Genomic DNA, 25,970 nt, shown 5'->3' with positions numbered 1-25,970 from the left:
GTCTTCAACGAAACGCAAACGCCTCGGCAGCCTCCCGGCTTCCGGGCCGCCGGGACCATCCCCGGCGCATCACTCATCGCCATGGCAGGAGGAAGGCATGGAACAGTACAAGGAGATCGCCCCGCGCCTGATCGGATTGCGCGAGGGCATCGGCTGGACGGTCAAGGAAATGGCGGACCTGCTCGGTATGTCCGAGGAGAAGGTGGAACGGTACGAGTCCGGCTCGGTGGAGATTCCCGTGGGCTACCTGCTCGACGTCTCGCGCCTGTGCCGGGTGGACCTTACCACGCTCATCTCCGGGCGCGAGCCGCACCTCAAGTCCTACGCCCTGGTCCGCAAGAACGAAGGATTCGCCGTGGACCGGCGCAAGGACTACGACTACAAGAGCCTGGGCTACAAGTTCGCCGGGCGCGAGATGGAGCCGTTCCTCATCACCGTGCCGCCCAAGAGCGGCGACGAGATGACCGAGACCTCCCATCGCGGCCAGGAGTTCATCTACGTCCTGGAGGGCCGCCTGGAGGTCCGTCTCGGCGGCGAACCGATCATCGTTGAGCCCGGCGACTCCCTCTATTTCAACTCCGAGACGCCCCACGCCCTGCGCGGCCTGGACGGCCGGGACGTCAAGTTCCTCGACGTGATTCTATAGGGCTGGCCGGAAGCTCCGGCCCGCCCGGACCGCATGGTCGCCGGTCTTGTTCAGAAGCAAAGCAACTATTTGGAATCACGGAGAATGATTAGAATGTACAGCAAAGAGGAATATCAGAGCTACGAGGACCTGGCGGCCCGGTACAAACCCGAGTGCCCCGACACCTTCAACTTCGCCTACGACGTGCTCGACCACATGGACCCGGCCAAGACCGCGCTCATCCATGTGGACGACGACTACCACCGCCGCGAGTTCGACTTCGCCTTCTTCCAGCAGGCCTCCTGCCGCCTGGCCAACGCCCTGCTCGCGCGCGGCGCCAAGAAGGGCGACCGGGTCATGCTCGTGCTCTACCGCCGCCTGGAGTACTGGACGGTCATGCTCGCCCTGCACCGCATCGGGGCCATCCCCATCCCCTCCCCGTCCCTGCTGACCAGGAAGGACATCACCGAGCGCGTCAACTACGCGGGCATCTCGGCCATCATCTGCGAGGACTCCATCCGCGAGCGGGTGGACCGGGCCCGGCCCGATTGCCCCGGCCTGAAGCACCTGGTCCAGGTCGAGGGCGAGCCGAGCGACGGCTGGGTCGGCTACGACACCCTGCTCGCCGAAGGCGCGCCCGAGCTGCCGCGCTCCGCCGACACGCCCTGCGGCAACGATCCCATGGTCATCTTCTTCTCGTCCGGCACCACAGGCCTGCCCAAGATGGTCGTTCACAACCACAAGTACGCCTACTCCCACTACACCACCGGCGCGCTCTGGCACGACCTGGAGCCCGACGACGTCCACCTGACCGTGTCCGACACGGGCTGGGGCAAATCGGTCTGGGGCAAGTTCTACGGCCAGTGGATGGCCGGGGCCGCCATCTTCGTCTGGGACTTCCGGGGCAAGTTCGTGCCCGCCCACCTGCTCCAGGTCGTGGCGGACAACAAGGTCACCACCTTCTGCGCACCGCCCACCATCTACCGCTTCCTGGTGCGCGAGGACCTCTCCAAGTACGACCTCTCCGCCCTGCGCCACTGCACCACGGCGGGCGAGCTGCTCAACGACTCGGTCTTCCACGACTGGAAGAAGGCCACGGGAATGCCCATCTACGAAGGGTACGGCCAGACCGAGACCACCCTCCAGGTGGCCACCTTCAAGTTCATGGAGCCCAAGCCCGGGTCCATCGGCAAGCCCGTGCCCGGCTGGAACATCCAGCTCATGGACGAAGAGGGCCGCAAGGTGCCCCAGGGCGAGGAAGGCGAAATCTGCATTCGCATCGACAAGCCGGTCATCGGCCTGTTCGACGCCTACATGGACGAACCGGAGAAGACCGCCTCGGTCAAGTTCGACGGCTGGTACCACACCGGCGACAAGGCCTGGGCCGACGAGGACGGCTACCTCTGGTTCATGGGCCGCACCGACGACCTCATCAAGAGCTCGGGCTACCGCATCGGGCCCTTCGAGGTGGAGTCCGCCCTGGTGGCCCACGACGCGGTCATCGAGGCGGCCGTCACCGGCCTGCCGGACGACGTGCGCGGCCAGTTGGTCAAGGCCACGGTGGTCCTGGCCCCCGGCTACGAGCCGTCCGAGGAGCTGACCAAGGCCCTCCAGGCCTTTGTCCGCGAGGTCACCGCGCCCTACAAGTACCCGCGCGTCATCGAATACGTGGACGAGCTGCCCAAGACCATCAGCGGCAAGATCAAACGCAAGGAAATCCGCGAGGCGGACCTGAAAAAATACGCCAAGTAAGACAAAGGGCGGCCCGCAAGGGCCGCCCCAGGTCGCCGAGAAACGGCCATCCGCGTCGTTGCCGCAAAAAATCCAGAGCCTCGCGTGGTTTTAACCAAGCGAGGCTCTGGATTTTTCTTGCGCCCAACATCCGGCAGTTCCCCGGCGGTCTGGCCGATTGAACTTCGCCAACAAATGCAGCCGCCCTTTTGTTTGGCTACCGCGCGACCGGAGGCTCCTTCCTGCCCCCTCCCGAATAGACGCAGGCCCGCCTTTGCAATCGACCGTCTCTCTGCTAGAACGGGGGCAAAGGAGATGCGCATGACCAAGCTGAAGCTGGTGAGCATGGTCAAGGCGGCCGGCTGAGCCGCCAAGATCGCTCCGGGGGACCTGGAGCAGGCACTGTCCGGGCTGCGGCCCGTGGAGGACGACCGCGTGTTGGCCGGGAAGCCGGGCGACAACGAGGACTCCGTCATCTTGTCCTTTCCGCAGGGCAAGGCGCTGCTCCAGACCGTCGATTTCTTCACCCCCACGGTGAACGACCCCTACCGCTTCGGCCGCATCGCGGCGGCCAACGCCCTGTCCGACGTCTACGCCATGGGCGGCACGCCCTGGTCGGCCATGAACATCGTCTGCTTTCCCATGAAGAAACTGCCCGGCTCGGTGCTGACCGAGGTCCTGCGCGGCGGGCTGGACACCGTGCTGGAGGCCGGGGCCGTGCCCGCGGGCGGGCACAGCGTGGAGGACGACGAGATCAAGTTCGGGCTGGCCGTTTCCGGGCTGGTGGACCCGGGCCGCTTCGCCTCCAACCGGGGGTTCCGGCCCGGCGACGAACTGCTCCTTACCAAGCCCATCGGCACGGGCGTGCTCTCCACGGCGGTCAAGGGCGAGATGCCGGGCTGCGAGGCCATGGAGGACGTGCTCTTCGAGGTCTGCGGCCGGCTGAACAAGGCGGGCGGCGAGGTCATCGACCGCCTGGGCCTCAAGGGGGCCACGGACGTGACCGGCTTCGGCCTGGGCGGCCATCTCATCGAGGTGGCCCAGGCCAGCGGCGTGACCGTGGAGCTGCGCATGGAGGCCGTGCCGCTCATCGGCCAGGCCCTGGACCTGGCGCGCATGGGGCTGATGCCCGCGGGCTCCATCTGCAACCGCAACCATTACCTGCCCAAGGTGTTCGTCGCCGAAGGGCTCGACCCGGTGTGGGTGGACATGATGTTCGACGCCCAGACTTCGGGCGGGCTGGTCCTGGCCGTTCCGCCGGAGCGGGTGGACGAGGCGGCGGCCCTGCTGCGCGCGGCGGGCGACCTGGCCGCGCCCATCGGTACGGTCCTGCCCCGAAACGGAGAAGCGCCCCTGCTGCGCATCGTCTGATCCTGGGAATTATCCGGCCCATTCGGCCACGACCCGGTGCAGCTCGGCCTCCAGCACGGACAGGTCGAAGGGCTTGGCCACGTAGCCGTTCATGCCTGCGGCCAGGAACCGGTCGCGGTCGCCCTTCATGGCGTGGGCCGTGAGGGCCACCACAGGCAGGGACAGCCCCAGGTCCTCGCGGATGGCCCTGGTGATGGCCATGCCGTCCAGGCCCGGCATCTGAATGTCCATGAGCACGCAGTCGAACTGTCCGGCCCGGAGCGCATCCAAGGCCTTTTCCCCGTTTTCCACACAGACCACGCGGTGCCCGAGGCGACCAAGCAGATGCTCGACCACGGCCCGGTTGATGCGCTCGTCCTCGGCCACGAGGATGGAGAGGCCTCCCGCCCCTTCCGCAGCGGGGACCGCCGGGCCGCCCGCCGAGTGCTCGGCGCAGTCGGCCCCCACGGTGAAGGCCACGGTGGTGCCCGTGCCGAGATCGCTCTCCATGGAGACGTTGCCGCCCATGAGCGTGACCAGGCGGCGCACGATGCCCAGTCCCAGGCCGGTGCCCTGGTACTTTCGGGTGGAGGAGCCGTCCACCTGGGTGAAGGGATCGAACACGGTGTCCAGCTTGCCGTCGGGAATGCCGATGCCGGAGTCGGACACGGCGAAGAAGATGCGGACGCGGCCGTCGGGCATGGGAATGGCCAGGGGGTAGGCCGCCACCTCTATCCAGCCGGTCTCGGTGAACTTCGAGGCGTTGCCCACCAGGTTGAAGAGAATCTGCCGGAGCCGCCCCTTGTCCGCGATGAAGTGGCGGGGCAGGGACTCGTCGATGCGCCAGTCGATGGAGAGCCCCCGCGCCTCCGCCTGAAAGCGGAAGACCGAAACCACGGACTCCAGCAACTCGCCGAGCTCAAAGGGTTGCCCCTCCAGCTCCAGCTTGCCCGACTCCACCTTGGACAGGTCCAGAATGTCGTTGAGGATCTGGAGCAGGTTGCGGCCCGAGTTCACGGCGGTGTCCAGGTAGTCGCGCTGCTCCTCGTCCAGGTCGGAGAGCTGGAGGATCTGAAGCATACCGAGCAGCCCGTTGAGCGGGGTCCGGATCTCGTGGCTCATGTTGGCCAGGAATTCGTTCTTGGCCAGGCTGGCGGCCTTGGCCTCGGACATGGCCACGCGCAGGTCCTCGGCCATGTTCTTGAGCTCGGTGATGTCCGCGCTCATATGCATGTGGACCATCTCGCCCCCCAGCCAGCGGATGGCCCGGTCATGGTCCAGGGACCATTGCCGGGTCCGGGGGTTGTAGCGCTCGCGGACCAGGGTGTCCACCGGCTCGCCCGCCTCGTTCAGCAGCCGGTTCGAGGCTTCGGGCCCGCGCTGGTCGGGATCGTCCCGGAACAGGTCGAGGCACTGCGCATCCTCGGGCGCGGCGTTGAACGCCTCGCGCATGTGGGCGTTCATGAAGAGCACAACCTCGCCATCCAGGGTCGAAACGAAGATGTCGGCGTCGATGGCGTCAAGGATGGTCAGCAGCCGCTCGTGGGATTTCCGCAGGTTTTCTGCGGCGCGCCGCTCCAGGGTCACGTCCCGGGTGGAGCCGTAGACGCGGCGGACCACGCCCGCAGCGTTCAGCTCGGGAATCGCCTTGCCCACCAGGATGGTCTCCTCGTTCCCCGGCAGGGCGGGCCGGTACTCCACTTCCAGCGGCCGCTTGTCGCGAATGACCCTGGTGAACACCGAGGCGAGCTTGGCCCGGTCTTCCGGTAGGACGTAACGGTCCAGGCACGCGTCAAAGGAGAACGGACGGGAATCGGGCCGCACCCCGTGCAGCCGGTACTGCCCTTCCGTCCAGTGCAGTTCGTTGGCCTCCAGGTCGTATTCCCAGCCGCCTGTCCGGCTGATGCGCTGCACCTCGTTGAGCAGCTCCTGGCTGCGCCGGAGCTCCTCCTCCACCCGGTTGCGTTCGGTCAGGTCGTACGCGTAGGCGAAGAGGAGCTCCCGCCCGCCATACCGCCGGTGGTGGCTGGTGACGCCAACGGGCATGGGTGAGCCGTCCCGGCGGCGGTGCACCGCCTCGAACCGGAGGATGCCCTGGGACCGGCGGTCGGCCCAGTAGGACGCCCACTCCCCCTTGCCGATCTCGCTGTTGACGTCGCTTATGCTCATCGTGAGCATTTCCTCGCGGGAGTAGCCGAGGCTCTTCACAGCCGCCTCGTTGACGTAGACCAGCCGACCGCGCTCGTCGACCCAGAAGATGTCGATGGGGGCCACGTCCACCGAGTACTGCGTCAGGCGCAGGGCCTCCTCGGCCCGCTTGCGCTCGGTGATGTCCACGATGCTGCCCTCGTACATCTCCGGACGCCCTTCGGCGTCGTGCACGGCCCGCACGTTCACCGCGACCCACAGGACCTCTCCGTCCCGCCGCAGCATCCGCACCTCGTGGTCGCGGATGTCCACCTCGCGGCGCAGTTCCGCCAGCATCCGGGTCCGGTCGCCGACATCGGCATAGAGCTGTGTCCAGATGTCCGTCACGCTCTCCATGACATGCTCGGGCGTGTCGTAGCCCAGGATGCGGGCCAGGGAGGGGTTGACGTTCAGGAAGCGGCCCTCGGGCAGGGACTGGAACAACCCGGCCACGGAGTGCTCGAAAATGTTGCGGTATCGGGCCTCGCTCTCGCGCAGCAGCGCCTCGGCCCGCTTGGACTCCGTGATGTCGGCGATCATGGCGAAGACGCCGATGAACTCGCCGCTTTCCTCGCGCAGCGGCGCGGCCGAGACCAGTCCCCACACCTCCTCGCCGTCCTCGCGCAGAAACCGGCACTCGAACCGGCCGGGACCGGCCTCGCCGGGGCTCAGAAAGCGTCCCTCCATGGCCTCCCGCACCTCGGGCGCCAGGAAGCCGGCCACGGGCTGGCCCAGCATCCGCCCCACGCCGCGCCCCAGAAACTCGCCGGTCTTGCGGTTTGCGTAGGTCACCCGGCCGCCCGCGTCCAGGCCCATGATGCCCTCGTTGACCGTCTCCACGATGCGCCGGTACTGGACCGCGCGCTGCTCCAGGGCCTGCTCGGCCTGGATGCGGGCGGTAACGTCGCGGACGTACGCGGCCACCTTGGAGATCCGCCCGGCCTCGTCCGTCACGGGATACATGGCCGCGTCCAGCTCGCGGCCCCGGAACGACGCCTGCAGGCTGGACGCCCCCCCGCTCGAAACGACGTGGCCGAAGGCCTGGCGCAATTCTTCCCTGAGCCGCCCGGAGAGCGAATCCAGCACGGGCCTGCCCACGGCCTTCGCCGGATCGAGCCGCAGCAGCTCGGCCATGTTCCGGTTCAGCGTGAGGATGGTTCCCTCCCGCGAGAGCAGCGCCATGGCGTCGGCCGTGGCCTCGAACAGGGCGCGCAGGGAACGCTCGCTGTCGCGCACCCGCAGCTCCATCCGCTTGCGCTCGGAAATGTCCCGGGTGGCGCCCATGAAACCGATGCGCTCGCCCTTTTCGTTGCGCATGGTCCGGACCACCACCTCCGCCCAGACGGTGGAGCCGTCCTTGCGCACCAGCTCGGCCTCGTTCAGACGGGGTTCGGAGTCCGCCGACTCGGCCTCGTCGGCGATGAGCCTCCAGTAGGCCTTCTCGATGCACACCCGCGAGGCGGGCGTCACCCCGTCCAGAACGCTCCGGCCGATCATCTCCTCTGGCAGGTACCCCCGCAGCGAGCTGATGGACGGGCTGATGTAGGTGATCCGCAGCTCGTTATCCAGGGTCCAGAGAACGTCCCCGGAATTTTCGGCCAGCATCCGGTAGAGGCGCTGGGAGCGGACGGCCTCCCGCTGGCCGGAAAGGTCCTTGACGAGAGCCCAGGCGGCCTGGGGGGCGCCCTTCTCGTCCCGGATGACCCCGTTGTGAACCAGGACCGGCACCAGGCTGCCGTCGGCATGGTAGTAGGCCTTCTCATACTCGCCGCAGCGGCCCTGGCCCACCGCAGGGTCACAGAAGACGGACCCGATGTGCGGACCGAATTCGTCGGGCGACAGGGAGTGGGCGCTCACGCCGAGCAGTTCCTCGCGGGTCCGGCCCAGCAGGGTGGCCAGGGCCGGGTTGACCTCGACGATCACGCCCTGGAGATTCGTGAAGAGGATGCCGTCGGCCGTGGCGTCGAACAGCCCCCGGAACCGCTGCTCGCTGATCGACAGGCGGCGCTCGCTCCGGCGCCGGGCCGTGATGTCGTGCAGGATGGCGTGGGCGCGCGCCCCCTTTCCCGTCCGCTCCATTTGGCTGTCCAGGCTGACGAGGACCGGCGAACCGTCCCGGCGCAGCAAGGTGTACTCCAGGCCGCTCGCGGCCCCCTGTTCCAGGAAGCCGGGGAAGACGTCATTGTGCCGCCGCCTCGATGCCTCGTCCAGGAACTCGCCGATACCCCGGCCCACGACCTCGTCCTCGCTCCCGTAGCCCAGCATGTCCAGCCAGGCCCGGTTGACCGCCAGGAGCCGGGCCTCTCCGTCCACGGACATGTAGGGCAGCGGCGAGTGGTCCAGCAGCTCGCGGACCGGGTTCGCCGCCGACCGCGCGCGCAGCAGATTGAGCTCCTCGATGAGCTGGGCTTTGGTCTTGCTGGCGTCGCTGGTCATGGCATGCGTATTGGGGTGACGTGAGGATTCAATAGCGTTCTATCCCAGATGACAAGAAGAATCCCTTATAAATGTGTCACTCCCCCAAAATTCAGGCGAAGACCGGACGACGCGCCTGGGACTGTGGTCGGCCCAGCAGGAAAATGCCGAAGGTGGCCAGCAGGTTGGGCAGGAAGGTGATGATCCGCCCCTTGTCGTCGTGGTGGTGGGTGGAGATGGCCACCTCGCGCACGATGGGTACGGAGAGGTCCCGGCAGAAGCGGCGGAAGTCCACGATGGGCACCACGTGGATGTTCGGGGAGTTGTGCCACTCGTAGGGCAACTCCCGCGAGATGGGCGCGCGGCCCTGGAAGAACATCTGGAAGCGGTTGCGGATGTGGGTGAAGTTGGGAAACGAGACCACGCCGAGCCGTCCCACGCGCAGCATCTCGCGGATCAGCCGGGTGGGGTCCGCCACCTGTTGCAGGGTGCGCGAGAGGATGACGTAGTCGAAGGCGTCGTCCGGGTAGTCCTCGATCTCCTCGTAGATGTCGCCGTGGATGACGGTCAGCCCCTTGGCGATGGCCTCGCCCGCGGCCCGCTCGTCGATCTCCACGCCCGTGCCCTTGATGCCCTTCTCGCGCGTCAGGTGCGTAAGCAGCGAGCCGGTGCGGCAGCCGAGGTCGAGGACCTTGGAGCCCGGCTCGATCCAGGAGGCGATGACCTGGAGATCAAAACGCATGGCCACCTCCCGTGAGGTCTGCGTGGGCGCGGTCCAGGAATCCCCGGAGCAGGGCCTCCAGCCGCTCGTTGGGCAGGAGGAAGGCGTCGTGCCCCCACGGGGCTTCGATCTCGCAGAAGCTGACGTCGAGCCCGTTCTTCTTCATGGCCTTGACCATGGTCCGCGACTGGTAGGTGGGATAAAGCCAGTCCGAGGTGAAGGATACCACCAGGTAGCGGCTCTTCGATCGGGAGAAGGCGGCCACCAGCGAGCCGTCGCCGTGCCGGTTCTCCAGGTTGAAGTAGTCCGCCGCCTTGGTCAGGTAGAGGAAGGAGTTGGCGTCGAACCGGTCCACGAACTTGTTGCCCTGGTAGCGCAGGTAGGACTCCACCTGGAAGTCCGCCTCGAAGTCGAAGGAGAGCTCGCACCGGTCCTGGAGGCGGCGGTCGAACTTCTGGCGCATGGACTCGTCGGAAAGATAGGTGATATGGCCGACCATGCGGGCCACGGCCAGGCCGTGCTCGGGCCGCCCGGCGTCGTAGTAGTCGCCGTGGTTCCACTTGGGGTCGGCCATGATGGCCTGGCGGGCCACCTCGTTGAAGGCGATGGCCTGGGCCGAGTGCTTGGTGGTGGTGGCCAGGGGGATGGCGGCCCGGACCCGGCCGGGATAGCGCACGGCCCACTCCAGGACCTGCATACCGCCCACGGACCCGCCCACCACGGCCAGGAGCGTGTCGATGCCCAAGTGGTCCACCAGCCGCCGCTGGCAGCGGACCATGTCGCCGATGGTCACCACCGGAAAGGCCGCGCCATAGGGCTTGCCCGTGGCCGGGTTTTCGGACATGGGCCCGGTGGAGCCCATGCACCCGCCGATGACGTTGGAGCAGATGACGAAATATTTGTTGGTGTCGACGGGCTTGCCCGGCCCGACCATGCGGTCCCACCAGCCCGGCTTGGGGTCGTCGGGGTGGTAGTATCCCGCAGCGTGGGAGTCCCCTGTCAGGGCGTGGCAGACAAGGATGGCGTTGGACCGGTCGGCGCTGAGCTCGCCGCAGGTCTCGTAGGCCAGGGTCACCGGGGCCAGCTCGCGCCCGCAGTCCAGCTTGAGTCCCCCGCCCTCGTCGCCGAAGGTGAAGTACCGTTTTTCAACCTGCCCAACCGAGGGGCCGAGATCAAGATTCGCTTCCATTCCGGGGAAGGTAAGGCAGGCCGGGTCCGGGGTCAATGGCCGGGGCAAAGGCCGGGATCACCCCCCCGGGCGGATCAGGCCGCCTTGGGCAACAGCCAGGCGAAGAAAAGCTTGCGCCGGGCCTCGTTCATCTCCATCTGGGCCGACAGGCACATGTTGTAGACGTTCTGGGCAAAGGCCTCCGCCAGCTCCTTGGCCGAATGCGCCTCCTTGTCGAAACGGTATTTGCACCGGTACAGCCCGTAGATGACGAAGTTGGCCTGCTGGCGCGAGATGGCCGCCCCGCTGGCCACGCACCGGTCCCTGACTCTGCGGGACGTCTCCGTGAAGCCGTGGCCGTTCTCGTTGATGGACGAGGCCAGCTCCCGGAAGAGCACGGCGTAGGTCTCGGGCGAGAGCAGCGGCGTGTCCGTCAACTGGTGGACCTGCTTGGCCAGATCGAAAATGTCGGGATGCGCTTCGAGGAAGGGGTTGCTCGCGGCCTCGGCTTCGGGCAGCGCGTGCTTTTCCGGATCGTAGACGTAGCCGGGGATGGCGAACGACATCTCCAGCCCGTCGAGGTCGAGGGAGGACAGAAAATCCTTCAGCCGCCCCGCCCCGAACCAGTCGTCGGAGCGCCTGTCCGGATACCGCTTGCGGATGGCGTCGCCGATGGTGGCGATGACCGTCGGCGTCGAAGCGGAGCGGACCATCCGCAGCACGAGCTCCGCGATGTCCTTCCGGATGTCCTCGTCCGCCGCCTCGGCCTCGTCCTCGGCCGCGCCCAGGTCCAGCTCCAGGTCCGCGTTGACGTCGGCCCCGAGGGCCTCGTCGATGAACCGCTCCTCGCCCAGGAGCACGGTGGCCGCCGCCTTGTAGGCCAGGTTCGCCCCGCCCACGGTCAGCACGGTGGTAAGCCGGGCGTTCTCCCGCAGCTTGATGAGCACCGGCCGGAAGTCGCTGTCGCCCGAAAAGATGATGAACTCGTCGTAGGTCGGGTTCTCCTTGTCCAGGGTCTCCAGGATGTCGAGAACCATGTGGATGTCCGAGCTGTTCTTGCCCTGGGAGGTCAGGGTCGGGCAGTCGACCACGCTGAACGCCGCCTTGATGAAATAAGGCCGGAACCGGCTGAACGAGGAGGGGTTGAGATAGCATTTCCTGACCAGCACCTCCCGCCTTTCCATGCCCCTGTCACGTACGAGCACGTTGTTTTCGAGCCACTGGAGCCAGCGGTCCGGATGCTCGGCGAAGCTGTCGGCCAACCGCTGGTCCTGGCCTTTCAGGCTGAGGTAGATGTTGTCGAAGTCGACGAAAAGCGCGCTCTTGAAAATCGGCATGGGCAGGTCTCCCGGTTCGAACGTAATTTCAAAGGAAGCTAACAAAAGCGGTGCGATAAGTAAATAAGATATCTGATAACAAATCGCGCCCGATCACGAGCCCGTGGCGGCCGGCAGCGGACCGGGGCTGGCCCCCTCCACCACCACGCCGCCCAGGAGCTTCCAGGCGAGCATGGCCCAGGGCGCGTTGGTCACGGCGGTGTAGCCGCCCGCGGTCAGTTGGTGCGCCACCTGGGGGGAGCGGTGGCCGGTCAGCCCCACCACCACGATGGGGTTGTCCGGGTCGGGCGAGGCGTAGGCCAGTTCGGCCAGGGTGGCGGGCCAGGGCACGTTGATGGCCCCGGGGATGTGGAAGGAGCGGTATTCGGCCGGGGTGCGCACGTCGATGATCACCGGCGCGTTGTGCTGCTCCACCATCTGCCTGAGGGTCCAGGGGCTCATGTCCGAGACCCCGAACCCGAGCCACCAGGTCACGTCCCAGGCGATGAAGAGGACGATGGCGGTGATGAGGATGCCCAGCCAACGCACGGCCTACCCCAGCTCGAAGGAGGTCACGCCGAAGACCTTGTCCAGGTCCACGGCCGGTTGCCCGGCGGTGTACATGCGCACGGTGGCGAAGACCTCGGTCAGGCCGAGCCCCTCCGCAAGCTTCACGGCCGCCCGGTTGGGCCGGGCCACGTCCAGGTAGAAGGTCTCGCCCGGCACGGACGCCGTCAGGGCCTCCAGCAGGTCCCGGGCGGCCGCCGCGTCGTCGGCGAAGAGCGGGCCGACCTTGCAGCCCCGGATGCAGGGGCGGATCACGCCGTATCCGGCCAGGACGCCGCCCCGCCGGACGCCGAAGGCGTGGCTGCCGCGCGCGGCCAGCCAGGCGCGCAGAAACGCGTCGCGCGGGGCCGGGAAACACTGCCGGTCATAGGCGGCCACGTCCGCGAAGTCCGCCTCCCCAAGCCGATGAACGCTTTCGGGAACGGTCCCTCCCGCCACGCCCTCGTACCGGGCCGAGCGGTAGGCCGTGGCGAAGCCCGAACGGACGTAGTTGGCCTCCTGGGCCGGGACCGCGTCCAGCCCGATGTTGGCGCATCCGTCCAGACGGCGCAGGGCGTGGTTCCAGAGGCGCAGCCCCCAGCCCCGGCCGCGCGCCTCCGGGATCATGATGTACAGCCCGGCGAACCCGAAGCCGTCGCCGTAGCGCACGGCCGAGATGCAGCCCACGGGCCTGCCGTCCAGCTCGGCCAGGAAGAAGCCCTCGGGATCGGCGGCGAAAAAGCTCTCTGCGTCGGACAGGCCGGAGTTCCAGCCCTCGCCCGTGGCCAGGGCCATGGCGAAGTCCACGTCCTCCCGGCCCATGGTCCGGATGGTCGGCGCGTCACTCATGGTCCGTCTCCTTGTCGAGCTTCACGGTCAGGGTGGAGTCCGGCTTGAGCAGCACGTCCCGCTGCGGGAACGGGAAGGCGATGCCGTTCTCGTGGAAGAGATGCCAGATGCGCACCAGCACGTCGCTCTCGACGTTGGCCAGCCCGGCCTCGGCGTCCGCGATCCAGAAGCGAAGCTCCAGGTTCACCGAGTTGTCGCCGAAGCCCACCAGCCGGGGCGCGGGCGGCGGGGAGGCCAGCACGCGCGGGACGGCGCCGGCGGCCTCGGGCAGCAGGGCCATGGCCTTGTCCAGGTCCGACTCGTAGGCGATGCCCACCGGGACCTCCAGCCGGATGTTGCGGTCCGTGTAGGTCCAGTTGACCACCTCGCCGGTGATGAGCTGCTCGTTGGGGATTAGGTATTCCTTGCCGTTGCGGGCCAGGATGGAGGTGTAGCGGCCCTGCATGTCGCGCACCACGCCGAAGACGCCGCCCACCTCGATGGTGTCGCCGGGCTTGATGGAGCGGTCCATGAGCAGGAGGACGCCCGCCACGTAGTTGGAGAAGATGGTCTTGAGCCCGAAGCCGATGCCCACGCCGAGCGCGCTGGAGAAGATGGCCAGGCTGGTCAGGTCGATGCCCACCCAGGACATGGCCACCAGCACGGCCGAGGTGTAAAGCGCGAGCTTGAACCCCTTGGCCAGGAGAACCTGGAGCGAGGGCGAGAGGCCGCGCGCCGTGGCGATGCGCCGGTTGACGAACTGCACGCCCAGGGAAGCGGCCTGGAGAAAGATGACGGCCAGGACCACGCCCTTGATGACGCCCAGGGCCGAGAACGAGGTCCCGCCCACGGTCAGGCGCAGGCCGCCGAGAAAATCGGTGATGGGCGAAAGCAGGCCGAAGACCGACAGGGCGGCCACGGCCCAGACCAGGGAGACCACGCCGCGCGCCAGGGCGCGGTTGGGCATGATCGAGGTCAGGAGGCGGATGACGATCCAGGCCACGGCCACGTCGCAGGCAGCGCCGAGCACGCCGGGCTGGCGCTCCAGGGCGCGGAACACGCCCGCGCACGCCTCCAGGACCACCACGAACGCGGCCACATTGCCCACGTCCACCACGGCCCGGACCACGGCCCGGACCATGCCGCCGAACCCCTTGGCGTCCACCCGCTCCAGCAGGCGGCGCTCGTACCCGCGCCAGGCCAGGGCCGTCAGGACATAGGCCAGGGCCACGCACACCCACTGGGCGGCCGTGTTCCAGGTCAGGACGTTGGCCTGGAACCAGGTCAGCAGGAACTCATAGGCGGCGGCCAGTCGCTGCTCCATCGTCACCTCCGGCTAGCGTCCGTGGCGTCAGGAGGCCCGCCACAGATCAACGGCCACGCCGAAAAAGAGGATCACGGAAATGACGCCGTTCAGGGTGAAGAAGGCCACGTTGACCCGGCTCATGTCGTCGGGCCGGACCAGCAGGTGCTCGGCCACCAGGACCACGGCCATGGCCCCGGCCACCAGGAAGTAGAACCCGCCCAGCCCGGCCACCCAGCCCGCCAGCAGGAAGCACGCGGCGGCCACGGCGTGGGCCAGGCTGGAGACGGCCAGGGCCGCCGGGACGCCCAGCCGGGCCGGGATGGACCACAGCCCGCGCTCGCGGTCGAAGTCCGCGTCCTGGCAGGCATAGAGCAGGTCGAACCCGGCCACCCACAGGGTCACGCCCAGGAAAAGCAGCGCGGCCGCGGGGGTGAAGACCGGGTCCACGCACAGCCAGCCCGCCACCGGGGCCAGCCCCAGCACCGCGCCGAGCACGAAATGGCACCAGTAGGTGAACCGCTTGCAGAAGCTGTAGAAGGCGCTCACCCCCAGCGCCACGGGCGAGAGCAGCAGGCACAGCGGGTTCATCAGCGCGCACGCGCCCACGAAGATCAGGGCCGTGGCCGCGATGAAGGCCAGGGTGAACCGGGTGGAGAGCTCGCCCGTGACCAGGGGGCGGCCCTGGGTCCGGGGGTTCTCGCGGTCGATCTCCAGGTCCGCATAGCGGTTGAAGGCCATGGCGAAGGAGCGCACCGCGACCATGGCCACGGTGAGGACCAGCAGGCTCCACGCGCCGGGCCAGCCGCGCGCCGCCAGGAACGCTCCGGCGAAGGCGAACGGCAGGGCGAACACCGAGTGCTCGATCTTTATCATCCGGCAGACCAGGCCGAGATCCCGTGCAATGGACATCCGCTTCCCTTCCCTCAGTATTTGTTGACCAGAATGGCGCCCGCCACGACCAGGACCACCCCGAGCAGCCGGGGCCACGAGGCCGCGTGCACGGCATAGCTGACCAGGCCGAAATGGTCCAGCACCAGAGCGGCCAGGAACTGGCCGGCCAGGAGCCAGGCCATGGAGGACGCCGCCCCTATCTGCTGGGCCAGGATGATGGTGATGGTGACGAAGAAGGCCCCAAGCAGGCCGCCGGTCCACGCCCACCAGGGCGCGGACGCGGCCATGGCCAGGGTCGGGACCGGCCGGGCGGCGAAGGTGTAGGCGGCCAGGGCAACGGCCCCCACCGCGAACGAGACGAAGGCCGCGAAGATCGGGTCGCCCATGGCGTAGCGCAGCCGCAGGTTGATGCCCGCCTGAACCGGCATGGCCGCCCCGGCCACCAGGGCCAGCAAGATGAATATCCACTTCATGCGCGCAGGGTACCGCGATCGGGAGGGTTCGTCCACGGATTTAGGGACGCGCGGATGGGCGCAAACTGTCGGCTCTCCGTAACCCAAGCGCCATTCAACGGCCCCGGGATGGGGGTAGACCGGGGCAACGGACCACCTTCAACCGGGAGCGACCCAAATGACCAACACCAACCGCAAGGCCATTCGCAACCACCTGATGCATACCCTGTCCGTGCTCAGCGGGCAGGACACCAACGAACCCTTCGTCCTGGAAAACTGCCCGGACGAGACCGACTTCGCGAGCCAGCTCACCCTCCAGGGCGTGAACCTGGCCGTGCGCAAGCGGCGCACCGCCCGGATCATGGAGCTGGAGAACGCGCTGCGCCGCGTCTCCGACGCCGACTTCGGCGAGTGCGAGGAGTGCGGCGACCGGATCGGCCTGGCCCGGCTCAAGGCCAACCCTTCGGCCCGCCTGTGCGTCCACTGCCAGTCGGCGCTGGAGGACGGCCTGAACCGCTGCGCTTAAAGCCAAGCCGACCGAAGACACAACACGCCGCGACCGCGCCGCGGCGACATAGAGGAGGCCCGTCATGGCCGAACCGACTTTCAAGGTGGACCTGCACGTCCACTCCAAGTATTCCACGCGCCCTTCGCAGTGGATCCTCCAGAAGATCGGCTGCCCCGAAAGCTTCACCGAGCCCGCCGACCTCTACGCCATCGCCCGGTCGCGCGGCATGGACCTGGTGACCATCACCGACCACAACACCATCCGGGGGAGCCTCGAAATCGCCCACCTGCCGGGGACCTTCGTCTCCGAGGAGATCACCACCTACTTCCCCGAGGACCGGTGCAAGCTGCACGTCCTGGCCTGGGACATCACCGAGGCCCAGCACGAGGAGATCCAGCGGGTCAGGGAGAACGTCTTCGACCTCGTCCCCTACCTCAGGGGGGAGGGCGTCACCCACGCGCTGGCCCACCCCCTCTTCGCGGTGAACGACCGGCTGACGCCTGCCCACTTCGAGCAGGCGTTGCTGCTTTTCAAGACCTTCGAGGAAAACGGCACCCGCGACGCCCGCCAGAACCAGGTGGTGCGCGACATCCTGACCCGGCTCACCCCCGGCGACATCGAGCGGCTGGCCAACGCCCACGGCATCGCCCCGGTGGGCGACGAGCCGTGGGTCAAGGCGATCATGGGCGGGTCCGACGACCACTCCTCCCTGAACGTGGCCCGCATGCACACCGTGCTCCCCGGCGCGCCGAGCGTGGCGAACGTCCACCAGGGCCTCCGCGCCGGGACCTGCCGCCCGGCCGGAACCCCGGCCACGCCCCGGACCATGGCCCACAACCTCTACGGCATCGCCTACAATTTTTATCGCTCGCGCATGGGGACCATGAGCCACGCCGCCAGCGAGCACCTCTGCTTCCGCTTCGCCAAGGGCGCGCTGGACCCGGGCCGCGAGCCCGACGAAACGGGGCTGATGAACCGCTTCCTGCGGCTCATCGGCCGGGGCAAGGCCACCCTGCACCGCGAATACGGCCCCAGCGAGACCGTGCAGGACGCCCTGCTCAAGGAGGCCGCCGACATCATCGCCCACGACCCGGCCCTCATGGACATCGCCCGGGGCAGAACCCGCGACGTCCTGGTCCTGGAGCGGGAGTGGAGCCGGTTCGTCTCCATGGCCGCCAGCCGTGTCATCTCCCAGTTCGCGGACCGCACCCTCCAGTCCGTGCTCGGGGCCAACCTCTTCGACGTCTTCCACTCCATCGGCTCGGCCGGGTCGCTCTACGCCCTGCTCGCGCCCTACTTCGTCGGCTACGACCTCTTCGCGGGCGAGCGCGACTTCTCGCGCCGGTGCCTGGAGCGGTTCCGGGGCGGCAAGCGGGCCGCCCGGACCGGCCGCGACCTCAAGATCGCCCACTTCACCGACACCTTCGACGAGGTCAACGGCGTGGCCCGGACCATCCGCCAGCAGCTCCAGATGGTGGCCCGCCACGGCAAGGACATGACCGTCATCACCTGCGGCAGCGCGGTGGACGTGCCCGGCGCGGTGAGCTTCAAACCCGTAGGCCGGTTCAACATCCCGGAGTACCCGGAGATCACCCTCTCCTACCCGCCCTTCCTGGACATGCTCACCCACTGCTTCGAGCAGGAGTACGACTGCATCCTGGCCGCCACGCCCGGCCCGGTGGGGCTGGCCGCCCTGGCCATCTCGAAGATTCTCAAGCTCCCCTTCCACGGCACCTACCACACCGCGTTCCCGGAATACGTGGCCGCCTTCACCGAGGACGCCGGGCTGGTGGACGGCTGCTGGCGCTACATGAGCTGGTTCTACAACCAGATGCAGGTCATCTACGCGCCCAGCGAGGCCACCCGGCTCGAACTGGCCGGGCGCGGCATCGACCCCGGCAAGATCGTCACCTACCCGCGCGGGGTGGACACCGACCGCTTCCACCCCGGCAAGCGGAACGGATTCTACCACCGCTACGACATCCAGGGCCGGACCAAGATCCTCTACGTGGGCCGCGTGTCCGTGGAAAAGGGGCTGGACGTGCTCACCGAGGCCTTCCTCAAGGCGACCCGGCTGCGCGACAACCTCCACCTCGTGGTGGTGGGCGACGGCCCCTACCTGGACGAGATGCGCCGCGCCCTGAAGAACGCGCCCGCCACCTTCACCGGCGTGCTCGCGGGCGAACCCCTGGCCCAGGCATACGCCTCGGCCGACGTCTTCGTCTTTCCCTCGGCCACGGACACCTTCGGCAACGTGGTCCTGGAGGCCCAGGCCTCGGGCCTGCCGGTCATCGTCAGCGACAAGGGCGGCCCGCGCGAGAACGTGCTGCCCGACGAGACCGGCCTGGTCTTCCCGGCCGGCAACGCCGACGCCCTGCTCCGCGCCATCCTCCACCTGGTGGACACCCCGGAGCGCATCGAATACATGGGCCGCAAGGCGCGCAACCACGTGGAACGCCGCACCTTCGACTCCACCTTCCTGAAGACCTGGGAGATTTTCGGCACCCAGGTGGCCGGGCGCAACCGGGCCGCCTGACCCCGTTAAAATAATAGCCCGCTTTTCCCTCTCCCCTTAGGGTTTCAATCGACGGGTCGGTCCTCGTCGGACCGCGCCCGCCCCCCGCATCCCAACCACGACGCACGGGGAGAGGCCGATGAAACTCTGGGCGAACGAACTGAAGCCGGGCATGGTGCTCGACGAGGGCGTCTCGGACGCGGGCGGGAAGCTGCTGCTCCCGGCCGGAGCCGTTCTGGACGAGAACCACCTGCGCATCCTGAACATCTGGGGCGTGACCGAGGCCGAGGTGCGCCCGGACAGCGTCCGCCCGGCCGCGCCCCGCAACCCGGCGCAAGCCGCCCTGGCCTCGGCCCACGCCGACGCCCTCTTCGCCCATGCCGACCTCTCCGTCCCCCCCATGGTCGAGCTCAAGCGGGCCTGCGCCAACTTCTACGCCGACCGCCTGGCCGCCGGGGAGCGGCTGCCCCCGCCGCCCGAGCCCGTGGCCGGGCCGGTGGAGCCGCCGCCCGCCCCCCTGTTCGCCGACGCCCGGGAGTTCCTGTCCGCCGACGTGGACCTGGGCGCGTTCCCGGCCATCTACCACCGCATCGTCGAGGCGTTGCACGACCCGGTCTCCTCGTCCGGCTCCCTGGCGGACATCATCGCCGAGGACCCCGGCCTGTCCGCCCGCCTGCTCGCCCTGGTCAACAGCGCCCTGTACGGATACAGCCAGCCCGTGGACTCCCTGAGCCGGGCCGTGGCCCTGGTGGGCACCAAGGGGCTGACCCAACTGGCCCTGGCCGTGACGGTGATGCACAAGTTCGGCACGGACCGCGACGGGCGCCCGGCCCTGGCCCGGTTCCGGCGGCACTGCGTGGCCACGGCGGCCATCTGCCGCATCCTGGCCGTCCAGGTCCGGGGCGTCTCCCAGGACCTCTGCTTCGTGGCCGGGCTGCTGCGCGACGTGGGCCGCCTGGTCATGCTGCGCATGGCCCCGGAAGCCTCGGAAACCGCCCGGCGCATGAGCCTGGCCAACGCCATCCCCCTGGACGCGGCCGAACGACGAATCTTCGGGTTCGACCAGAGCCAGGCCGTGCGGACCCTGTTCACCTCCTGGCGTTTTCCCGACGAGATCATCGCGGCCACCGAGCGCCGGGACCCGGCCTTGGACGACGGCCCGGTCGAGGGCGCGGTCTGCGCCGTGGGCGGCCTCCTGGCCACGGCCATGCAGTACGGCGACGGCGGCAACGGGCTGGTGCACGCTCCGCCCGCCGGGGCATGGGGGTCGCTGGGGCTGCCGGAAAGCGCCCTGGCCGTCACCCTCGCCAGGTCCCGCCGCCAGGTGGACGACCTGCTGACCGTCTTCCGGGAGCGGACATGAGCGAATCGGAACGGAACGCCTTGCTCGAACGGCAGGTGGCCTTTCTCGAAGAGGAGCGCGACGCCGCCCTGGAGGCCCTGGACATGGCCGGGGACCTGGGCGCCTTCGCCCTCCACTCCCGCGAGCGGGACACGCGGGCCGAGCTGGTGCGCGAAATCTGCGCCAGGGCCAACCGGATGCTCCCGTTCCAGGCCATGTCCCTCTACCTGGCCGACGAGGCCTCCGGCGACTTCGTCCGCGCTCTGACCGATCCGCCCCAGGCGGCCGGGGAGCTGGACGACGAGGTCCGCGCGCTCATAGCGGACCAGTCCTTCGCCCACGTCCTCCAGTCCGGGGAGACCGGCTTTTTCCTGGGTTCCGACCGGACCCGCCAGCTCCTGCTGCACCCCATCGCCACCCGGACCCGCGCCCTGGGCATGTTCGCGGGCCGGCTCCTGGAGCGCAAGGACCGCATCTCGGACATCGCCCTCAAGCTCTTCGGCGTGGTTATGCACTCGGCCGCCCACGCCCTGGAGAACCAGGAAATGCGCGAGGCCATGGAGAACCACGCCCGCGAGCTGGACCGCAAGGTCCAGGCCCGCACCGCCGACCTGGTGGAGGCCTTCGAGCGGCTGCGCACCACCGTGGACGGGATGCAGGCGGGCGTGCTGCTTATCGAGCCGGAGAGCCGGACCATCGTGGACGCCAACCCCGAGGCCCTGCGCATGGTGGGCCTGCCCAGGGACCGGGTGGTGGGCCGCCGCTGCACCGAGTATTTCTGCCCGGCCCAGGAGAACGCCTGCCCGGTGTTGGATAACGGCCAGTCCGTGGACAGCGCCGAAAGGCTCATGAAGAACGCCTCGGGCGAGACCATCCCCATCCTCAAGACCGTGAGCCGGGTCATGGTCGGCGGCCGCCAGCACCTGGTGGAGAGCTTCATCGACATCACCCAGCAGAAAAAGCTGGAAACCCTGCGCGAGGACGTGGACCGGATCATGCGCCACGACCTCAAGGGCCCGCTCAACGGCATCATCGGCCTGCCCGCCATGCTCCTGGCCGGGGGCGACAACCTGACCGGCGAGCAGGTCGAGGGGCTGCGCTTCATCCGGGAGGCGGGCACCAAGCTGCTGCGCATGATCAACATGTCCCTCGACCTGTACAAGATGGAGATCGGGACCTACGTCTACGAACCGTGGAAGGGCGACCTGATGGACGTGGTCCGCGACGTGGCCGCGGACCTGCGGGACACCCTGCGCGCGGGCGGGGTCCGGCTGCGGATGCGGGTGGACGGGAGGGAGGCCGGGCCGGATGCGTCCGTGCCCCTGCGCTGCGAGGAGTCGCTGCTCTACTCGATGCTCTCCAACCTGATGAAGAACGCGGTGGAAGGCTCGGCCTGGGACGACGAGGTGACCCTGGACGTCCGCCGGGAGGAAGGCGGCGTGGTCCTCGCCCTGCACAACGCCAAGCCCGTGCCCGAGGCCATCCGCGACCGGCTGTTCGAAAAATACGTGACCGAAGGGAAAAAAAGCGGCACGGGCCTCGGCACCTACTCCGCCCGGCTCATCATCGAGACCATGGGCGGCTCCATCCGCTGCGAGGCCGCCGAGGGGCTGGGCACGACCATGACCGTGACCCTGCCCGACCCCGCGGCATAGGACGCGGAACCGCCCCGGCTAGGCGCGGACCCGCTCCAAAAACTTCGTCGTGGAATACCCCTCCAGCAGGGGCAGGCTGACCACCTTGCCGCCCGCCTGCTCCACCGCCTCGCGGCCCACGATCCTGTCCGGGGTCCAGTCCCCGCCCTTGACCAGCACCTGCGGCCGGACCGCCTTGATCAGCTCCAGCGGCGTGGATTCGTGGAAGATGACGATGTAGTCCACGCAGGCCAGCCCGGCCAGGACGAAGGCGCGCTCCTCCTGGGTGTTCAGGGGCCGGTCGTCGCCCTTGCCGAGCATCTTCACGGACTCGTCGGAATTGAGGCCGAGGAGCAGGGAGTCGCCCAGGGCGCGGGCCCGGGCGAGCAGGTCCACGTGCCCGGGGTGAAGCACGTCGAAGCAGCCGTTGGTGAAGACCAGCCGGTGGCCGGGGGCGAACTCCGCCTTGCGCTTCAGGAAGGTGCGCACGCTCATCAGCTTGGGATTATTCGGCAGACCCATTGTCGGCTCCTTTGTCGTGCAGGTGGGTTTCGTCCTCGAAGAGCATGACCTCGAACCAGTCCATGGCGAAATCGAGGCAGGCCTCCTCGTCCGTGAGTATCGCCTTTTGCCGCTCCTCGTCCACCTCCAGGCGGTCGAAGAGGCGCATCATGGTGATGAACTTCTGGAACTCGTCCAGCTTGTACATGGCCAGCACGGCCATGTGGCTCAGCTTGTCCGACACGGACCTGCCGGTCTCCCGGACCCTGGCCAGGAGCTGCATGTAGCGGTCGTTGCTCGCCGTGTAGTCCTCGAACCCCTGATCCCGCTTCCAGGCCGCGCCGGTCCACTCCCGGTCCTCGTGGAATCCCATGCAGTGGTCCTCGCGGACCAGGAAGAAGCGCTCGCGCACGCCGCCCTCGCCGTCCGGGCTGGTGGCCCGGCCCAGGGGATACATGCGGCAGGCCCCCGGCCGGTCGGCATAGATGGAGCAGCCCTGCGGCGTAACGAAGGGGCAGGCCCGGTTCTCGCTGTCGGTCATGCGAAGTTGGAAGGCCGGGAAATGGGTGCCGGGATCGCGATGGCCCACGGCGTGGGCGCACAGGAAGTCCACGCTGCCCATGTGCAGGGCGCGGCGCATGCGCAGGATGTCGTAGGGAGTCAGGACCAGGGTCAGGTCGCTGCAGCAGGCGTTGAAGCAGCCGATGCCGGGGTGGCAGCGGAAATGGTAGGTCCGGCCTTCCTCCAGCTCGGGCAGGGAGGCCAGGAATTCCTTGGTTTCGTCGGACATTATTATCTCCGGGTTGGGGGCCGGGTTGGAGGCCGGTGTGGGAGGGCGGCGGATCGTCCGCCGTCCGGGGTGGCCTCTCCTACCACCTGGCGGCGCGAAAGGCAAAGGCGCGACCAAAGCGGCTCCGGGGGCCGGAATCAGCCTTTTTTCGCCTTGGCGGGCCGGCTGCCGCCCAGGGAGCCCATGTAGATGGCGGCCAGGGCCAGGACCACGCCCGAGATCTCCACCGGATTGACGGGCTTGGCGAAGAAAAGGATGTCCCAGACAAAGGAGAGGGAGGGCTGGAGGAGCAGGATGAGCCCCACCAGGGAGGTGCGCACTCGCTGCATGCCCCTGGTGATGAGGTACCAGCCCACGGCGTGGCAGACCAGGGCCAGGGTGGCCAGGGCCGCCAGGGTGCGCAGGTTCGGGATGGCGAAGGACTCGCCCTCGGCCGCGGACAGGCCGCCCAGCAACAGCCCGGTGAGCAGGGCCACGGCGCAGGCCATGGCCAGGGGATCGGCCTCGGCCCTGTTCAGGGAGACCTTCAGGCTGAGCAGGTAGAGGGCGTAGAACAGGGCGGTGAACAGGCCGTAGGACACGCCCAGCCGGTACTCGGGCGTGAAATCCTGCCAGGACACGCCGACCATGAGGTAAAGCCCGACCAGGGCCAGGGGGATGGCCGCCAGCAGCGGTTTGGAAACCCCCTCGCGCATCAGGAACACGGACACGCCCGCCAGGACGATGACCTGGAAGTTGGCCAGCATGGTGGCCAGCCCCGGCCCCACCAGCCCGATGGACCGGTGCCAGAAGAAAAAATCGCCAGCAAAAAACAGGGCCGCCAGCAGCCCCCAGCCCCAGACGTGCAAGTTCATGCGCGAGAGCCGCCCCATCCGCCACAGGAACGCGGCCATGCCCAGGCCGCCCACGAACAGCCGGTAGAACCCGACCACGTCGGGCGGGACGTCCGAAAGCCGGACCATCACCGAGGAAAAGCTTATCAGCACCGCGCCGATGAAGAGACCGGTCATGACCGCGCCACCGTGAGCCGCTCGCCCAGCGTGACGCCCGTCTCGTCCACGCGGGCCACGTAGGGCCACGCCTCCACCCCGGCGGACAGGGCCTCGTGGAAGAGCCGGGCGTATTCCGGGTCCACCACGTCGGCCGGGCCGAAGCAGCGCCCGTCCGGCCGCTGGACCAGGAAGAACAGGGCCACCCGCGCGCCCGTGGCCCGCAGGCGCATCAACTCGCGCAGGTGCTTGCGCCCCCGCTCGGTCTCGGCGTCCGGGAACAGGGCCACGTCGTCCTCCACCAGGGTCACGTTCTTGCACTCCACCCAAAGCGCGCCTTCCGGGCCGTCCAGCCGGGCGTCCAACCGGCTGTCGCCCGTGGCCGCCTCCTTTTTGAAGCGGTCGTAGCCCGCCGTCTCGGGCAGGGCCCCGGCGCGCCAGGCCGCGTGCAGCATACGGTTGGGGGTCAGGGTGTTCACGCCCACCCAGCCCCGGTCCAAGGCCAGGGCCTCCAAGGTATAGGGCAGCTTGCGATCCGGGTTGGCCGCAGGCGAGAGCAAGGCCGCTGCGCCGGGCCGGAGCAGGCCGAGCATGGCGCCGGTGTTGTTGGTGTGGGCCAAGAGTTCCCGCCCGGCGTCCAGGCCGTCCAGGGCGCGGGCGCGCACCGTGAACCGCTTGTACCGGCCGACGAAGGCCGCCCGCCGACACGGGACGGGAAAGGGAAGCGAGCACTGGGGACGGGACATGACGGCATCCTTGGGGGGGTTGAAGCCTGCCGTTTCGCATCTATTCGCACGGTTGGCAAGCATATCCTGTTGCCCGCGCCTCCCAAAAAGTCTATAATAGATGAAATGGATATCCGTTGCCCAAAGGATTCGCCATGCCGATTCTGACCCTAGACTCCCTCGAACCGGGCATGGTCCTGGCGGAGGACCTGACCACCCCGGACGGGCGCATGCTCCTGCCCAAAGGGGCGGTGCTGACCGAATCCCACCTGCGCACCTGCCGGGTCTGGGGGATTCCCGAGGCCGCCATCCAGGGCGAGGATGACGGCTACCCCACCTCCTTCGACCAGATCGACCCCGAGGTCCTCGACGTCTGCAAGCTGCTGGCCGCCCGGCGGTTCGTGCTCAACCCCACCACCCATCCGGCGGTGCGGGAGATAGCCCGGCTCTTCGTCCTGCGCCAGGCCAGGGGGCTCAATCCCGAAAAGGCGCAGTGGATGCTCTCGGCCTCGCCCCACGACGACGACGTGGACCTCTTCGCCCCCTCGGCCGAGGCGGAGCCCGTCGATCCCGAAAAGGTGGTCGACCGCGAGATGGAACTCGCCTCCCTGCCCGACATCTATTTCCAGATTTCCGAATCCCTGCGCAATCCGCGCAGCTCCGCCGCCTACGTGGCCGAGGTCATCAGCAAGGACGTGGCCCTGGCCGCCAAGCTGCTGCGCATGGTCAACTCGCCCTTCTACGGGTTCACCCAGAAGATCGACACCCTGTCGCGCGCCGTGACCATCGTGGGCACCGCCCAACTGACCAACCTGGCCCTCGGCCTCTCGGTCATCAGCGTGTTCGAGGGCATCCCGGAAAAGGCCTTCACCCTCAAGGAATTCTGGTTCCACTCCGTGGCCTGCGGCATCCTCTCCCGGCTCCTGGCCGTGCGGATCGGCCTGGACGGCGACGAAAAATTCTTCGTGGCCGGGCTCCTGCACGACATCGGCCGCCTGGTCATGCTCCGCAACCATCCCCGGCGGGCCGGGGAGGTCCTGAACCTGGCCGCCTCGGGCCGCAAGTCGCTGGTGGACGTGGAGCGGTCCGTCTGGGGCTGCACCCATGCCGACATCGGCGGCCGGATGCTGCGAAAATGGGGGCTGCCGGACTTCCTGGCCGAGGTGGTGGCTGGCCACCACCAGCCCAAGCGGAGCGCCATGCCCCGCGAGGCCGCCGTGGTCAACGTGGCGGACTTCATGGCCCACGGCCTGGACATGGGCGAGAGCGGTCCCACCCTGGTGCCGGAGCTCAACCCCTCGGCCTGGGACGCCCTGGGCATCCCCGTGGCCGAGCTGGCCGAGCTGACCCACAAGGCGGAGCGCCAGGCCGACACCATCATGGCCGCCTTCTTCCCCAGGGGCTGATCCTCCGGGCCGCCCGGCCTCCTA

21 protein-coding genes are annotated in these 25,970 nt (G+C 68.4%); 8 read left to right on the top strand and 13 right to left on the bottom strand.

From position 1 onward, the window contains the following. The first annotated feature begins 97 nt into the window (after window positions 1-97). The 3 genes from PHP91_RS02945 (at window position 98) to selD (ending at window position 3,727) form a co-directional block, all read left to right on the top strand. Window positions 98-646: an XRE family transcriptional regulator gene (locus PHP91_RS02945; protein WP_300136617.1), complete on the top strand. Its 549-nt coding sequence runs from the start codon at window positions 98-100 to the stop codon at window positions 644-646. Window positions 647-739: 93 nt separating this feature from the next. Then, a complete protein-coding gene (locus PHP91_RS02940) occupies window positions 740-2,377 on the top strand; it encodes an AMP-binding protein (RefSeq protein ID WP_300136614.1) in 1,638 nt (545 codons plus the stop codon). A 300-nt stretch (window positions 2,378-2,677) separates the two neighbouring features. Next, entirely contained in the window at window positions 2,678-3,727 is a 1,050-nt protein-coding gene (gene selD / locus PHP91_RS02935) for a selenide, water dikinase SelD (RefSeq protein WP_300136611.1), read from the top strand. Between the two features lie 9 nt (window positions 3,728-3,736). Here the strand turns inward: selD and PHP91_RS02930 are convergent, their stop codons facing one another. From PHP91_RS02930 to PHP91_RS02890, 9 genes are all read right to left on the bottom strand, one after another. Beyond that, the gene (locus tag PHP91_RS02930; protein WP_300136608.1) at window positions 3,737-8,329 is read right to left on the bottom strand and encodes a PAS domain S-box protein; all 4,593 of its coding nucleotides are present in this window, start codon (window positions 8,327-8,329) and stop codon (window positions 3,737-3,739) included. Window positions 8,330-8,420: 91 nt separating this feature from the next. After that, window positions 8,421-9,050, bottom strand: coding sequence for a methionine biosynthesis protein MetW (gene metW / locus PHP91_RS02925; RefSeq protein WP_300136605.1), 630 nt, complete (start codon window positions 9,048-9,050; stop codon window positions 8,421-8,423). Then, the gene (locus tag PHP91_RS02920) at window positions 9,040-10,218 is read right to left on the bottom strand and encodes a homoserine O-acetyltransferase (protein WP_300136602.1); all 1,179 of its coding nucleotides are present in this window, start codon (window positions 10,216-10,218) and stop codon (window positions 9,040-9,042) included. The genes metW and PHP91_RS02920 overlap by 11 nt, the downstream gene beginning before the upstream one ends. A gap of 74 nt (window positions 10,219-10,292) precedes the next feature. Beyond that, the gene (locus PHP91_RS02915; protein ID WP_300136599.1) at window positions 10,293-11,534 is read right to left on the bottom strand and encodes an NYN domain-containing protein; all 1,242 of its coding nucleotides are present in this window, start codon (window positions 11,532-11,534) and stop codon (window positions 10,293-10,295) included. A gap of 93 nt (window positions 11,535-11,627) precedes the next feature. Next, window positions 11,628-12,062: a rhodanese-like domain-containing protein gene (locus PHP91_RS02910; RefSeq protein WP_300136596.1), complete on the bottom strand. Its 435-nt coding sequence runs from the start codon at window positions 12,060-12,062 to the stop codon at window positions 11,628-11,630. A 3-nt stretch (window positions 12,063-12,065) separates the two neighbouring features. Next, window positions 12,066-12,908, bottom strand: coding sequence for a GNAT family N-acetyltransferase (locus tag PHP91_RS02905; protein ID WP_300136593.1), 843 nt, complete (start codon window positions 12,906-12,908; stop codon window positions 12,066-12,068). Then, complete coding sequence (locus PHP91_RS02900; protein WP_300136591.1) at window positions 12,901-14,211, bottom strand: mechanosensitive ion channel domain-containing protein; 1,311 nt, start codon at window positions 14,209-14,211, stop codon at window positions 12,901-12,903. Before PHP91_RS02900 ends, PHP91_RS02905 begins: the two co-directional genes overlap by 8 nt. A gap of 27 nt (window positions 14,212-14,238) precedes the next feature. After that, complete coding sequence (locus tag PHP91_RS02895) at window positions 14,239-15,102, bottom strand: UbiA-like polyprenyltransferase (protein ID WP_300136588.1); 864 nt, start codon at window positions 15,100-15,102, stop codon at window positions 14,239-14,241. A gap of 14 nt (window positions 15,103-15,116) precedes the next feature. Next, window positions 15,117-15,557, bottom strand: a complete 441-nt coding sequence (locus PHP91_RS02890; protein WP_300136586.1) for a DMT family transporter — start codon at window positions 15,555-15,557, stop codon at window positions 15,117-15,119. Window positions 15,558-15,714: 157 nt separating this feature from the next. On the opposite strand from PHP91_RS02890, the gene PHP91_RS02885 reads away from it, so the two are divergent. From PHP91_RS02885 to PHP91_RS02870, 4 genes are all read left to right on the top strand, one after another. Continuing rightward, window positions 15,715-16,062 (top strand): TraR/DksA family transcriptional regulator, encoded by a 348-nt coding sequence (locus tag PHP91_RS02885; RefSeq protein WP_300136583.1) that lies wholly within the window; start codon window positions 15,715-15,717, stop codon window positions 16,060-16,062. A gap of 64 nt (window positions 16,063-16,126) precedes the next feature. Continuing rightward, entirely contained in the window at window positions 16,127-18,580 is a 2,454-nt protein-coding gene (locus PHP91_RS02880) for a glycosyltransferase (protein WP_300136580.1), read from the top strand. A gap of 118 nt (window positions 18,581-18,698) precedes the next feature. Then, the gene (locus PHP91_RS02875; protein ID WP_300136578.1) at window positions 18,699-19,922 is read left to right on the top strand and encodes an HDOD domain-containing protein; all 1,224 of its coding nucleotides are present in this window, start codon (window positions 18,699-18,701) and stop codon (window positions 19,920-19,922) included. Then, complete coding sequence (locus tag PHP91_RS02870) at window positions 19,919-21,556, top strand: ATP-binding protein (RefSeq protein WP_300136576.1); 1,638 nt, start codon at window positions 19,919-19,921, stop codon at window positions 21,554-21,556. Before PHP91_RS02875 ends, PHP91_RS02870 begins: the two co-directional genes overlap by 4 nt. An 18-nt stretch (window positions 21,557-21,574) precedes the next feature. Here the strand turns inward: PHP91_RS02870 and rfaE2 are convergent, their stop codons facing one another. The 4 genes from rfaE2 to sfsA form a co-directional block, all read right to left on the bottom strand. Beyond that, the gene (gene rfaE2, locus PHP91_RS02865; RefSeq protein ID WP_300136573.1) at window positions 21,575-22,057 is read right to left on the bottom strand and encodes a D-glycero-beta-D-manno-heptose 1-phosphate adenylyltransferase; all 483 of its coding nucleotides are present in this window, start codon (window positions 22,055-22,057) and stop codon (window positions 21,575-21,577) included. Beyond that, on the bottom strand, window positions 22,041-22,826 hold the full coding sequence (locus PHP91_RS02860; RefSeq protein ID WP_366141525.1) for a YkgJ family cysteine cluster protein: 786 nt from the start codon (window positions 22,824-22,826) through the stop codon (window positions 22,041-22,043). Before PHP91_RS02860 ends, rfaE2 begins: the two co-directional genes overlap by 17 nt. A 137-nt stretch (window positions 22,827-22,963) precedes the next feature. Continuing rightward, complete coding sequence (locus tag PHP91_RS02855; protein ID WP_300136570.1) at window positions 22,964-23,836, bottom strand: DMT family transporter; 873 nt, start codon at window positions 23,834-23,836, stop codon at window positions 22,964-22,966. Next, window positions 23,833-24,561 carry a DNA/RNA nuclease SfsA gene (sfsA, locus tag PHP91_RS02850; RefSeq protein ID WP_300136567.1) on the bottom strand — a complete coding sequence of 243 codons (729 nt, stop codon included), beginning with the start codon at window positions 24,559-24,561 and terminating at the stop codon, window positions 23,833-23,835. The genes PHP91_RS02855 and sfsA overlap by 4 nt, the downstream gene beginning before the upstream one ends. Window positions 24,562-24,695: 134 nt before the next feature. On the opposite strand from sfsA, the gene PHP91_RS02845 reads away from it, so the two are divergent. Beyond that, complete coding sequence (locus PHP91_RS02845) at window positions 24,696-25,946, top strand: HDOD domain-containing protein (protein ID WP_300136564.1); 1,251 nt, start codon at window positions 24,696-24,698, stop codon at window positions 25,944-25,946. Window positions 25,947-25,970 lie beyond the last annotated feature (24 nt).

Origin of the sequence: Pseudodesulfovibrio sp., from assembly GCF_028692895.1 — a bacterium.
GTDB lineage: Bacteria > Desulfobacterota > Desulfovibrionia > Desulfovibrionales > Desulfovibrionaceae > Pseudodesulfovibrio.
The sequence above is the reverse complement of the archived record's forward strand: the minus strand, read 5'-3'. Positions and strand labels throughout refer to the sequence as shown.